Source organism: Streptococcus sp. 32226D021BW, from assembly GCF_053545015.1.
The window spans coordinates 79,330-92,675 of the sequence record NZ_JBPPVC010000007.1; the positions used below are offsets into that span (position 1 = coordinate 79,330).

Sequence of the window (13,346 nt, forward strand, 5' to 3'; positions counted from 1 at the left end):
GTGTTTTTTTTGATGCCTAGGCAAAGAATTATCACATGATATATGCTATAATGAAAAGATAATATTTTAGAGATTATGCTAGGTCAAAAGAGGTATTGCTATGGGTCGCATGATGCCGGGGCGGGTTCGCCAAGAAGGAATTGATTTGTATGAGGCTGGGCAACTGACTGTTCTTCAGAGCGAGAATGGGAAGTTGGAGCTGGATATTGCTGGGGAACGTTTTGTTTATAGTGATGATGACAGTGATTTGCAGTGTAGTTGTTACTTGTTTCAAAGCAAGGGCTACTGTCAGCATTTGGCAGCTACGGAGTATTATTTAAAAAATGATGGGGTTGGTAAAAATCTGGAGCAGTCTCGGAAAGAAGAGGGAGATCAGCATAAGGAAACGGTCCGGCGGACTTATTTTGGTGGCCTCTTTTTAGATGAGATTTTGCGTCCCAAACCAGAAATGGGCATCAAGTATCGCCTCTCTGTTGAGGGGAGCTTGTTGCCTTATGATCGGCAGATAGACTGGACCTTGAAAATAAGCCGTTTACCAGACACCCGTTCCTATATTGTAAGGGACATTGGTGCTTTTTTGCGCTTACTCAAGACCAATGGGCATTACCAAATCGGGAAAAATTACTATGAGCAGCTGGCCTATGAAAACTTTGATGAAGTTAGCCAGGCTCTTTTGGATTTCCTTTGGACCTTAATTCCGGAGAAGGTAGGTTTAGATTCGGATATTCTCATCCATTTTGGCCGTCATTTCCGTTTGCCTCAAGCCTATTTTGAAGAAGGGCTTGACTTGTTGAACCAGCTGGATGATTTTGTCTTTACCTATGAACAACGTTCCTACTCATCTTTGATGGTACTGCCTTTGACAGAGGAAACTGGACTTTATCACTTTGATGTGACCGTCCATACGCATATGATTGAGCTGGTTATTCATGAAAAAGTTGTTCGTCCCCTACTTCAAGGTCGTTATATCTTGCTTGATGGGGTTATTTATGGCGTCAATCGGATGCAGGAACAGCTGATCGGACATATTTCTAATCTAGTGCCTACTGAGTCTGGTCTGAGAAAGGTTCAGGTCGATTTTCAGGACCAGGATCGTTTGGCTCTGACTTTGCTAGATCTGCAGACCATTGGGACGGTCAAGGCACCCAAACGCTTTAAAATTCACGATTTCATCCCTCATTTCCATATGGAGATGGAGGGAAATGGAAGTCTGTCCTTGCAGTTGGTTTTAGATTTTGATGGTCGCTTGGTCAGAAGTGAGGAAGAATTGAGTCTCCTTCCATTTGCCAATCATTTTCAGCATCTAGAAGCTGTCTATCAGGCAATTGGTCTGGCTGGTTTTCGCGGAAAATATTTGGCGCATAGACCTGCTCTAGGCCAACAGGAAGTCTATCCTTTTTTCAGCCAGCAGTTGCCACTTTTGGAGAGAATGGGGCAGGTCCGTTTATCTGAAAACCTTCAATCTCTCTTAGTTGAATCCAAACCCCAGCTGGAAATTGTCAGAAATGGCTCGCTTTTGGATATTTCATTTGATCTGACAGGCATTGGTCAATCCGAAATAGATCAGGCACTGGAAGCCTTACTCAATCAAGAAGACCACTATACCAGTCCGAGTGGTAAGGTCCTAGTCTTTGATGAGGAAACTAAGAAAATTAGCCAGACCCTGCTTCAACTGAGAGCCAAGCATGGCAAAGGTGGGCAGGTGCAGGTTCATGCCTTGGCAGGTTTTCAATTAGCCCAGTCCTTGTCAGGCTTTGATCAGGTTCGTTTTTCAAAGGATTTTCAAGAAATGGCTGGTTATCTTGCCAAGCCTGACAGCTTTCCCTTGCCTGATGTGGATGTGAAAACTGAATTGAGAGATTACCAACAAACTGGTATCAAATGGCTGTCTATGTTGGACCATTATGGCTTTGGTGGGATTTTGGCGGATGATATGGGACTAGGAAAGACCCTGCAAACCATCGCCTTTCTATCCAGTCGGATGACCGAGGATAGCCGGGTTTTGATTTTGGCTCCCTCAAGTTTGATTTATAACTGGTCAGATGAATGTCAGCGCTTTGCTCCGGATTTAGACGTAGGGGTTGTTCACGGAAGTAAGGAGCAGCGAGTAGATTTGATTGGTCAGAAACGTCAGATTTTGGTGACCTCCTACCCATCCTTTAGGCAGGATATTGATCTCTACAAACAAGAAAAGTTTGATTACCTGATTTTAGATGAGGCTCAGGTTATGAAAAATGCCCAATCTAAAATAGCTCAGCTACTGAGAGAATTTGAGGTTGGGAATTGTTTCGCTCTTTCAGGTACACCGATTGAAAATCATTTGACAGAGTTGTGGTCTATTTTTCAAATAGTCCTCCCAGGTTTATTGCCCGGAAAACAAGCCTTTAGCAAGTTAAGTACCAAAGAGATTGCTCGAACTATCCAACCTTTTGTCCTCAGACGGCATAAGGAAGATGTTCTGCAGGAATTGCCTGACTTGTCAGAGGTCAATGTACTCAATGAACTGACAGATGAGCAAAAGACTATCTATCTGGCCCAGCTCCAGCAAATGCAGTCCAAAATTATCGGTGTAGACGATACCCAAATCAACCGAAGCAAGATTGAAATTCTGTCTGGAATTACTCGTTTGCGCCAAATATGTGACACACCAAGTCTCTTCATGGATGATTTCAGGGGAGAGAGTGGCAAGCTCAATAGCCTGAAAGAACTCTTGGAGCAACTGAAAGAGGGAGAACACAGGGTCTTGATTTTCTCCCAATTTAGAAACATGCTGGAGCAAATCGAAGGCCAATTAAATGAGCTTGGGTTGACTTCCTATACTTTGACGGGGTCGACTCCTGCTAATCAACGCCAGGAAATGACCCAGGCCTTTAATGCGGGTAGTCGGGATGCCTTTCTCATTTCCTTGAAAGCAGGAGGGGTTGGTCTGAATTTGACAGGTGCAGACACGGTTATCCTGGTAGACCTTTGGTGGAATCCAGCGGTGGAAGCCCAGGCCATTAGCCGTGCCCACCGAATGGGGCAGACTGAAAAAGTAGAATGCTACCGCCTGATTACCAGAGGGACCATTGAAGAAAAAATCCAAGCCCTTCAGGAAAATAAGAAAAATCTGGTTAAAACGGTTCTTGACGGTAGTGAAAGTCGTGCAAACTTGACGGTTGAAGATATTCGTGCTATTTTGGGGATAGAATAGTTAGTCTAGACAAGGTCTTAGCGTGGTATTAGGCAAATCTAAGCCAAGTATGGTATAATAAGGGTTCGAAAGGATGACTTATGATTAGACAAGAAAAAATATTTCCGCTAGTAGCTGATAATGAGGTACTAGTAGGAGAAAATCCAATTATGAGTTTATATGACGAAAGTGACTTGATTAGCAATATCAAGGGGCCGTATAAAGAAAAAGAATTTGCTGGGGCATCTGCTAGTCAGCAAGCGGTAAGCGGGACCGGCCGTGTAGTGATGGACGACGACCTCTTGCCTCCTCTCTTTGAGGCTAAATCTAGCTCTTATTCTCGTAGAGAACGTCATCAACACCTGGCTCAAACCAAACCTTCTTCTCATAAAACTCAGGGTCAAGTAGCTCGTGAACAGGCCCGTGAGGATTTGAAGAAGAAACGGACAGCGCCTTACCTGAGAGATGATAAGCCTGCACCAGCCAAAGTTTTTGTCAAACCGCCAGTCACGCCAAGTCCTGAGGAAAAAGTGGGAAATCTCACGCGGTTGGCCGACAGACTGCGTCAGACAGATTATATTTTGGCCGACGTTCCAGCTGTCTATTCTTTGAAGAAAGAAGATAGGGAGCAAGAGCAACCGATTAAGAAAAATTCGTATGACTTCTTGAAGAGAAGTCAGGTCTATAATTATCCTGAGCGCCAGCAACACCGAGAGCGTCAGGTTGCCCAGGAATTAAATTTAACAAATATAGAAGAGGAATAACATGACAAAAACCTATCATTTTATCGGAATTAAAGGGTCAGGCATGAGTGCATTGGCTCTCATGCTACACCAAATGGGCTATAAGGTTCAAGGAAGTGATGTAGAGAAGTACTACTTCACCCAACGTGGCTTGGAGCAAGCTGGTATTGACATCTTGCCTTTCGATGAGAAAAATATTACTGCTGATGTGGAATTGATTGCAGGGAATGCTTTTCGTCCAGATAATAATGTGGAGATTGCATTTGCTGATGCACAAGGGTTTAGTTACAAACGCTACCATGAGTTCTTGGGTGAATTCATGAAAGGTTTTACTAGCCTTGGTGTAGCAGGAGCTCATGGTAAGACATCAACGACAGGTCTTTTGGCTCATGTGATGCGCAATATTACAGACACCTCTTTCTTGATTGGGGATGGAACAGGTCGTGGCTCAGCTAATGCCCAGTATTTTGTCTTTGAGTCTGATGAGTATGAGCGCCATTTTGCTCCTTATTATCCTGAGTACAGCATTATCACCAACATTGACTTTGATCACCCAGATTATTTTACTAGCCTAGAAGATGTTTTTAACGCCTTCAATGATTATGCCAAACAAGTCAAAAAAGGCCTCTTCGTCTATGGTGAAGATGAGCAGTTGCGTCGTATTACGGCCAATGCCCCAATCTACTACTATGGTACAGGTTCAGATAATGACTTTGTAGCCTATGACTTGAAACCATCGACAACTGGATCACAGTTTAAGGTGCGCTACAAGGAACAAGAATTGGGAGAATTCCAAATTCCAACATTTGGTAAACACAATGTCATGAATGCTACGGCAGTGATTGCAAATCTTTACATTGCTGGCTTTGATTTGAGCTTGGTTGCTGAACACTTGAAGACTTTTGCAGGTGTCAAACGCCGCTTTACAGAGAAGGTTGTTAACGATACAGTCATCATTGACGATTTTGCCCACCATCCAACAGAAATCATTGCAACGATTGATGCTGCTCGTCAGAAGTATCCAAGCAAGGAGTTGGTAGCTATTTTCCAACCACATACCTTTACGCGTACCATCGCCCTTTTGGATGAGTTTGCGGAAGCCTTGAATGGAGCAGATGCCGTTTACTTGGCGCAAATTTATGGTTCTGCGCGTGAAACAGACAATGGTCAGGTTAAGGTGGAAGACTTGGCCGCTAAAATCAACAAAAAAGGTGGTCTGGTCACAGTTGAAAATACTTCACCGCTCTTGAACCACGACAATGCAGTCTATGTATTTATGGGTGCTGGAGATATTCAGTCTTATGAATATTCCTTCGAGAGATTGCTATCTAATTTAACAAATAACGTTCAATAAATGCAGAAAGACGGAGGCCTCTGGCCCCTGTTTTTCAGCTATATAGGGAGAAAATTATGGAAATTCGCAATATCAGGCAGGAAGATTTGGAGGCTGTAGCTACTCTTGAGAGGGCAAATTTTTCTGAAGATGAACAGATTTCAAAAACTGTTTTGGAAAGGTATGTGCAGCATTTCTCACAAACTTGCTTAGTGATGGAAAATGAAAGTGAACTGGCAGGTTTTATATTAGCTTGTCCGTCGCTAGCCAATAGGGTTACAGATGATATCTTTTATCTGGAAGAGCCAGTAGTCCCTGAAGGTAACTATCTAGCCATCGCTAGTTTGTCGGTAGCTCCCAGTTATCAAGGACAGGGAGTAGGCACCCTCTTGCTTGCAGGTCTAAAAGAAGTAGCTGCTCAAGGAAACTATCAAGGGATTGCCCTGACATGTAAGGAGAGTTTGATTAGGTATTACCAACTCAATCAATTTGAGGATGCAGGCCCTTCCCAATCTCAGTTTGGAGGAAAAGAGTGGTATGACATGTATTGGAAAGCTTGATATAAAGGGAATTTCTTGCATTTCCTAGTTCTTTGAGATATAATGTATAGTAACTGTGTGAAAGGAGCAATAGCGTGACAAAGGATACGAACGAAAACAACACGCAGTCTTCAAGTTTTCGCGATCAGATTTTGCGGGAACTCGAAGAGCTAAAGACCAAGCGATTGGCAGCCCAAACAGAAGAAGTTGAGCTTGATAAGCACGAAGAAGTCGTTGAGGAACTTCAGACTCTTGTACAAGATAGTCAGACCGTGGATGATAAGCATGAAACGGTGAAGATTGGTGGAGTTGTCTTTCCAAATTCCTATCTTGTAGAAGAAACTGAACAGCAAGAGGACACAAAGGTTGAGGAAGTAACTTCAAGCCTGGTTGGAGAAGTTGAAGAAACTGTTACAACCGTTCCACAAGATACTGTAGAACGTAATCTTGAAGAACTGAGAAACTTAGTTGCAGCTAACACGGTGGATTTCAAAGAAGAAACAACTAGGACCGTCCAGGAGGAACAATTCTCAACGGAAGAAGCAACTTCTTTGGAAGATACTTTCCTAGATTTTCCGACAGAAGATGTATCAGCAGTAACTGGGGATACAGAAATTCTTACATTGGATGAAGCAGTTCTTGTGTCTGCGGCTCTGCCAACTACAGCTGAGGCTGGGGAGGAAGAGAGTGTACAACCTGTCCAATCTAGAAAGACTTCACTCCAGAAAACAAGCAAGCAACGCCGTCAGGAACAAGATAAGGCTGCGAAACGAATTGTTTCAGTCGTCATGTCTATTGTTGTCTTGGCTGTATTGATTACAGGGATTACCGGCTTTGTTTGGATTAAATCTAGCTTGGCCCCAGTTGATACAAAGGCGACCGAAGCTGTTCAGGTCGAAATCCCTGAGGGTTCAACAACCCTTGATATTGGTAAGATTTTGGTTGAGAATAAGTTGATTAAAAACGCAACTGTCTTTAACTATTATTCTAAGATTAAGAGTTATAACAACTTCCAAAGCGGTTTTTATAATTTGAAGCAGACCATGTCAGTAGATGATATTGCTAAGGCGCTTCAGGAGAGTGGCACTCCAACTGCCCAAAAGGAACCGGCAGGTAAGATTCTCATTGTAGAAGGTTATACACTGACTCAGATTTCTCAGGCAATCACTAACAATACTCAGACGGAAGATAAGAATGACAAGACTCCGTTTACATCGGAAGCCTTTATGGCTACAGTGACCAATACAGATTTCATCAATCGTATGGTTACTGCTTATCCACAATTATTTGCTAGCCTACCAGCGACAGATAGTGGCGTTATTTACCAATTGGAAGGCTATCTCTTCCCAGCTGTGTATGAATATACAGAAGAAACCACCATGGAAGAGTTGGTTGAACAAATGATTGCAGCCATGGATGCTCGCTTGCAGCCATACTATGAAACGATTGCTAGCAAAAACTTGACGGTTAACGAAGTACTGACCTTGGCTTCACTTGTTGAAAAAGAAGGTTCTACAGATGAGGACCGTCGTAATATTGCAAGTGTATTCTTCAATCGTATCAATAGCGGAATGCCTTTGCAGTCTAATATCGCTATTCTTTATGCTCAAGGCAAGCTTGGTCAAGAAACAACCTTGGCAGAGGATGCTGGAATTGATACAAATATTGAGTCACCATACAATATCTATTGGACGCCAGGGTTAATGCCTGGGCCAGTGGATAGCCCAAGTGTTTCAGCGATTGAAGCCGTCATCAATGCTAATACAACAGATTATCTCTACTTTGTAGCAGATGTTACAACAGGTACGGTTTACTATGCTAAAACTATTGAGGAACACGATCAAAACGTTGCCAAGTATGTCAATGCTCACTTAGAGTAAATTAGTAATTTATAACAAAATTATGTGGTTTTCCACATAATTTTGTTTTCATGAAAATATAGAAAGAAAAGGAAATATCATGGCAGAAAAAACCTATCCAATGACCTTGGAAGAGAAGGAAAAATTAGAAAGAGAATTGGAAGAGTTAAAACTAGTCCGTCGTCCAGAAATTGTAGAGCGTATTAAGATTGCACGCTCTTACGGGGACCTTTCAGAAAACTCTGAGTATGAGGCGGCAAAGGATGAACAAGCCTTTGTAGAAGGTCAAATCTCAACAATTGAAACAAAAATTCGTTATGCTGAGATTGTCAACAGCGACGCAGTAGCTGCAGATGAAGTAGCAATTGGTAAGACTGTTACAGTTCAAGAAGTGGGCGAAACGGAAGAAGAAGTTTACCATATCGTTGGCGCTGCAGGCGCAGATGCTTTTGCAAGTAAGATTTCTAATGAAAGTCCAATCGGTCATGCTTTGATTGGTAAGAAAACAGGAGATGTTGCTATCATTGAAACCCCTGCTGGAAGCTACGAAGTAAAAATCTTAAAAGTAGAAAAAACAAAATAAGATGTGGAGATGCTGGGCTTGGGCCTAGCATTTTTTGCATAAGAAAACAACCATTCTAGGAGATGGTTGTTTGTTATGTTTTATCTAGACCGTTGCTTGCCTGCATTTCGATTTGACTTTTTAGAAATCTTTTCTTCGATGATAGCAGATGCTTTGGGAGTGACATCTTTTACGGTAGATTTGTAGGGTTTTGGTGGATTGTTTTTAAATTCTTCCTCTACCTTGGCGCGAACTTTTGGTTTGAGGATGAAGTTGGTTAAGGCTTGTTGAATGAGCCCGACAATACCGCCGACTACCCAGTAGAGAGTGACACCAGCTGGTGAAGTCCAAGAGAAAATGACAATCATGATGGGGTTCATGTAGGTCACGGTTTGCATTTGCTTTTTCTGTTCTTCATCCATGCCGACCTGCATCAATAGTGATTGGGCATAGTAGAGAATACCTGCTACAGCAGTCAGAATCATACTTGGCTGACCAAGAGGAATGCCTAAGAATGAGGCTTCAGAGATACCTGGTGTGTGACGAGCTGCATAGAAGAGAGCCGTGAAGAAAGGCATTTGGATAAGGAGTGGAAGACAGCCCATACCGCCAAATACACTTACTCCATACTGCTTTTGAGCCGCAAAGAATTCTTGCTGGGCAGCTAATTGTTCCTCTTGAGAGCTTGCATTTTTCATGCGCTCTTGGATAGGACCCAAGATTGGCTTGAGGTAGTTCATCTTTTCCGATTGGTAGGTTGCTTTCCAAGACTGATAGATACCGAGCGGCATAATCACGAAGCGAACGATGAGGGTTACCACGATAATGGCAAGACCAAAACCAAGTCCTTGGTTTTCAGCAAAGAAGGTAATCAGGTTTCCCATTGGTTCTACCAGATAGTTATAAACCCAGCCTTCACCGGTTGGAACACCTTTTTTATCAGTTTTGACACATCCAGCCAAAAATACAAGGCTGGCAAGAGCCATGCTGGCTAAGAGTAGACGTTTATTCTTTTTCAAATTGTTACATTCCTTTTTTACATGATACATTCTATTTTACTTTTTTTATTATTAAACTTCAAGTTTTATCCATGACTGACCTGAAAATCATGAAAATCTGCAAAATTTGCAAGGGTCACATCCAGATAGCTCACTTTGGCCATACGGGAAGGACCTTTTCGGATTTCGTGGATAAAATGGCTGAGCTTGTCAGCATCTTCCGACTGAGCCAAGATGGTGACTGTTCCATCATCATTGTTCCATACCCTGCCGTAAATATCACCAATTTCCACTGCTAAAAATTGGACAGCCCAACGAAAACCAACTCCTTGCACCCGACCAGATGCAATCATTTTAACCTTTCTCATAAGCTTCTCCTTTTGACAAGAACTTTACTTTATTATATCATTGTTGGGTAAGAAAGAAAATGAGGAAACTATGGAAATTATCCGTTCGAAATCCAATAATCTAGTCAAACAAATTAAGAAATTACAACAGAAAAAATACCGTAGGTCTTCCTACTTAATTGAGGGCTGGCATTTATTAGAAGAAGCTGTGAAGGCAGGAGCAAGTATTGAACATGTTTTGGTCGTGGAAGAGCATGTGGACAGGGTTTCCCAGCTAGAAAAAGTGACAGTGGTCAGTCCAGAAATCATGCAAGATTTGACTGATTCTAAGTCACCGCAAGGAGTAGTCGCCCAGTTGGCTCTTCCTAGTCAGAAACTATCTGACCAGCTAGCAGGAAAATATCTGGTCTTGGAAGATGTGCAAGATCCGGGGAATGTCGGCACGATTATACGTACGGCTGATGCGGCTGGTTTTGATGGCGTATTTTTGACAGATAAGTCGGCTGATATTTACAATATGAAGGTCCTTCGTTCTATGCAAGGGAGTCATTTTCATCTACCTATTTATCGCATGCCAATTGAGGATGTTTTCTCTACTTTAAAAAATAATCAAGTGGAAGTCTTGGCGACAACCTTGTCCAGTAGGTCTGTGGACTATAGGGAGGTTTCGCCAGGAGCTTGCTTTGCGCTTGTTATGGGCAATGAAGGTCAGGGCATTTCTGATTTTGTGTCCGCAGAGGCAGATCAATTGGTTCATATTACCATGCCTGGTCAGGCAGAGAGTTTAAATGTGGCTATTGCAGCTGGTATTTTAGTCTTTAGCTTTATTTAAGCCAAGAAGTCTAAACTGTGTTATAATAACAAAACGAGGTTTACATCTATGGGTGCTTATAAAAAAGATAAAGAATATATGGCCTATGTCGGTCACTTGATTGACACTAAAAAGGTGCAAAAGTTAGCAGATATTCCACACCATTATCATTCGACCCGCTTGGAACATTCTATCAATGTTTCCTATACCAGTTACAAAATCGCTAAGAAATTTGGCTGGGATGCCAAGTCGACTGCACGAGGGGGGCTTCTGCATGATCTCTTCTTCTATGACTGGCGTGACACTAAATTTAACAAGAGTCATGCTTGGGTTCATCCACGGATTGCCAAGCGCAATGCCCAAAAATTAACTAAGCTCAACAAGGTAGAAGAAGATATTATTGTCAAGCATATGTTTGGTGCAACCCTGGCTCCGCCCCGCTATAAGGAATCATGGATTGTGACCTGTGTGGATAAATATTGGGCAGTTCGTGAGTTTACCCTGCCCTTGCAATATAAATGGAAAAATCGAAAGGTCCTGCGCTTTCAGTAAGATCTAAAAGGAGAACTATATGAATAACGAATCAATTATTATCAATCAGGTGGATAACACCGCTCTTAACCGTTTCTTTGGGAAAATTTACGGTGTTGTTGCTATGGGGATTGGCTTGTCAGCCCTTGTTTCCTTCTTGGCGGTTACCGTCTTCCAGCAATTGCTTTATAGTTTGCTTAGTGCTGGCTCTATTGTCATGGTGTTGGTCATGTTGGGACAGATTGCCCTGGTGGTTGCAGCTTCTACCATGGCTGCCAAAAATAGTCCAATGGCTCTACCAATGTTTTTGGCTTATTCTGTTACCAATGGCTTGACTATCAGCATGGTCTTGATGTTCTATACGACCGAAACAGTTGCCTTGGCCTTCCTATCTGCTGCTCTTATGTTTGCCATTATGGCAGTGATTGGTATGACGACCAAGAAAAACCTTTCAGGTATGGCCCAAGCCTTGCGTGCTGCCCTCTGGGGAATTCTAATTGCCAGCGTGATAAATATCTTCCTTAGAAGTTCAGGTATTAGCTTTGCCATGTCTATCGTGTCAGTTCTTGTTTTCTCAGGCTTGATTGCTTATGACAACCAACGTATCCGCAATGTCTTTGAGCAGACGGGTGGCAATGTCCAGAATGGTTGGGTAGTGTCTATGGCTCTTCAACTCTACCTTGACTTTGTTAACCTCTTCCTCAACTTGCTTCGCATTTTTGGAATGATGAATAGAGATTAGTCATTACCCACTCGTAAGAGTGGTTTTTTCATTTTCTGAAAAGGATGTTCTGTGGTATAATAGGAAAAATATTTGATGAGGTAGAGATATGACCAAGACACCATTTGTTAGTAAAGAAGTTTTAGAAACCATTACGGAGCAATTTCCGACTCCTTTTCATTTGTACGATGAAAAAGGCATTCGTGACCAGGCTCGTGCTTTGAATGCAGCTTTTGCGTGGAATAAGGGTTTTAAGGAATATTTTGCGGTCAAGGCGACTCCAACTCCAGCTATTTTAAAAATTCTTAAAGAAGAAGGTTGTGGAGTGGACTGTGCGACAGATGTAGAAGTGCTCATGAGTGAAAAAATGGGTTTCAAGGACATCATGTTCACATCCAATGATACGCAAGCCCAAGAGTTTGTATACGCTCGTAAAGTTGGTGCAACAATCAACTTGGATGCTTACGAACACATTGAGTTTTTGAAAAGTGTTGCTGGTATCCCAGAAACGGTCTGCCTCCGGTACAATCCTGGAGGAGTCTTCTCGCTTGGAACGGATATTATGGACCACCCAGAAGAGTCTAAATTTGGGATGACCAAGGACCAGCTCATGAAGGGCTACAAGGAGTTAAAAGAACTTGGTGTCAAGGAATTTGGTATCCATGCCTTTCTGGCTTCGAATACAGTAACAAATGACTACTACCCTGTCTTAGCTCGTCAACTCTTTGAATTGGCCTTGGAAATTCGTGAGGAAACAGGTGTGACCTTGGACTTCATCAACCTATCAGGTGGGATTGGAGTCAACTACCGTCCTGAGCAAGAACCGAACGACATTGCTGTCATTGGTGAGGGTGTCCGTAAGGTTTATGAGGAAATTCTCACGCCAGCTGGTATGGGACATATTAAAATCTTTACAGAATTGGGTCGCTTTATGTTGGCACCACATGGTCACTTGATTACCAAAGTGCTTCATCGTAAAGAAACCTATCGAACCTATATCGGTGTGGATGCTTCGGCTGCCAACCTCATGCGTCCTGCCTTCTATGGCGCCTACCACCATATCACCAACATCACCCGCCCAGATGCGCCAATCGAAGTGGTGGATGTGGCAGGTTCCCTCTGTGAAAACAACGACAAGTTTGCAGTTAATCGTGAATTACCACGGGCAGAAGTAGGAGACACCATGGTCATTCATGACAGTGGGGCTCACGGCTTCTCCATGGGTTACAATTACAACGGTCGTTTGCGTTCTTCTGAAATTCTTTTACAGGAAGATGGCACAGCTCGTATGATTCGCCGTGCTGAAACTCCTGAGGATTATTTCGCAACCATTTACGGTTTTGAATTTGACAGGTAAGTCTTGGAAAAGCTTGGGGAATTTGGTATAATAGAAGTAGTTATGTAGAAATAAAGATTTGAGGAGATTGATATGCAATTAGGTATCGGTTTAGTAATTGTTTTGGTGCTTGTGGCATTTGCAGGTGGTGTAGCCTTGGGGATTTACTTGTCACGCAAACAAGTGGAAAACTACATTGCTGACAAGCCAGTTTTGGATGAAAATGCTTTGCGTTTGATGATGAGCCAAATGGGTCAAAAGCCAAGCGAGGCAAAAGTACAACAAGTACTTCGCCAAATCAAGAGCCAGCAAAAAGTGGCAAGCAAGAAAAAATAATCAAACTGGGACTGGGATATTCATTCCCAGCTCCCATTTTTTGAGTAGAAAAGAAAGG

General features: G+C 42.6%; 13 protein-coding genes. 11 read left to right on the forward strand and 2 right to left on the reverse strand.

Features of this window, described 5'->3' with window-relative positions; genetic code table 11:
• Window positions 1-100 precede the first annotated feature (100 nt).
• The 6 genes from ACEE44_RS06020 (at window position 101) to greA (ending at window position 8,229) form a co-directional block, all read left to right on the forward strand.
• Complete coding sequence (locus ACEE44_RS06020) at window positions 101-3,193, forward strand: DEAD/DEAH box helicase (protein WP_449171611.1); 3,093 nt, start codon at window positions 101-103, stop codon at window positions 3,191-3,193.
• An 80-nt stretch (window positions 3,194-3,273) separates the two neighbouring features.
• On the forward strand, window positions 3,274-3,936 hold the full coding sequence (locus ACEE44_RS06025) for a hypothetical protein (protein ID WP_449171612.1): 663 nt from the start codon (window positions 3,274-3,276) through the stop codon (window positions 3,934-3,936).
• A gap of 1 nt (window position 3,937) precedes the next feature.
• Window positions 3,938-5,269 carry a UDP-N-acetylmuramate--L-alanine ligase gene (murC, locus tag ACEE44_RS06030; protein WP_449171613.1) on the forward strand — a complete coding sequence of 444 codons (1,332 nt, stop codon included), beginning with the start codon at window positions 3,938-3,940 and terminating at the stop codon, window positions 5,267-5,269.
• Between the two features lie 56 nt (window positions 5,270-5,325).
• Window positions 5,326-5,808 carry a GNAT family N-acetyltransferase gene (locus tag ACEE44_RS06035; protein ID WP_449171614.1) on the forward strand — a complete coding sequence of 161 codons (483 nt, stop codon included), beginning with the start codon at window positions 5,326-5,328 and terminating at the stop codon, window positions 5,806-5,808.
• Window positions 5,809-5,882: 74 nt separating this feature from the next.
• Entirely contained in the window at window positions 5,883-7,667 is a 1,785-nt protein-coding gene (mltG, locus tag ACEE44_RS06040) for an endolytic transglycosylase MltG (RefSeq protein WP_449171615.1), read from the forward strand.
• Between the two features lie 79 nt (window positions 7,668-7,746).
• Complete coding sequence (gene greA, locus ACEE44_RS06045) at window positions 7,747-8,229, forward strand: transcription elongation factor GreA (RefSeq protein ID WP_248043843.1); 483 nt, start codon at window positions 7,747-7,749, stop codon at window positions 8,227-8,229.
• 80 nt (window positions 8,230-8,309) lie between these two features.
• Here the strand turns inward: greA and yidC are convergent, their stop codons facing one another.
• Window positions 8,310-9,227, reverse strand: coding sequence for a membrane protein insertase YidC (yidC, locus tag ACEE44_RS06050; protein ID WP_449171616.1), 918 nt, complete (start codon window positions 9,225-9,227; stop codon window positions 8,310-8,312).
• Window positions 9,228-9,292: 65 nt separating this feature from the next.
• Window positions 9,293-9,574 (reverse strand): acylphosphatase, encoded by a 282-nt coding sequence (locus tag ACEE44_RS06055; protein ID WP_449171617.1) that lies wholly within the window; start codon window positions 9,572-9,574, stop codon window positions 9,293-9,295.
• A gap of 70 nt (window positions 9,575-9,644) precedes the next feature.
• On the opposite strand from ACEE44_RS06055, the gene ACEE44_RS06060 reads away from it, so the two are divergent.
• The 5 genes from ACEE44_RS06060 (at window position 9,645) to ACEE44_RS06080 (ending at window position 13,288) form a co-directional block, all read left to right on the forward strand.
• Window positions 9,645-10,385, forward strand: coding sequence for a TrmH family RNA methyltransferase (locus tag ACEE44_RS06060; protein ID WP_449171618.1), 741 nt, complete (start codon window positions 9,645-9,647; stop codon window positions 10,383-10,385).
• 48 nt (window positions 10,386-10,433) lie between these two features.
• Window positions 10,434-10,916, forward strand: a complete 483-nt coding sequence (locus ACEE44_RS06065; protein ID WP_172028247.1) for an HD domain-containing protein — start codon at window positions 10,434-10,436, stop codon at window positions 10,914-10,916.
• 19 nt (window positions 10,917-10,935) lie between these two features.
• A complete protein-coding gene (locus tag ACEE44_RS06070) occupies window positions 10,936-11,637 on the forward strand; it encodes a Bax inhibitor-1/YccA family protein (protein ID WP_449171619.1) in 702 nt (233 codons plus the stop codon).
• 88 nt (window positions 11,638-11,725) lie between these two features.
• Entirely contained in the window at window positions 11,726-12,973 is a 1,248-nt protein-coding gene (locus ACEE44_RS06075; RefSeq protein WP_449171620.1) for a diaminopimelate decarboxylase, read from the forward strand.
• A gap of 72 nt (window positions 12,974-13,045) precedes the next feature.
• A complete protein-coding gene (locus ACEE44_RS06080; RefSeq protein WP_024375830.1) occupies window positions 13,046-13,288 on the forward strand; it encodes a YneF family protein in 243 nt (80 codons plus the stop codon).
• Window positions 13,289-13,346 lie beyond the last annotated feature (58 nt).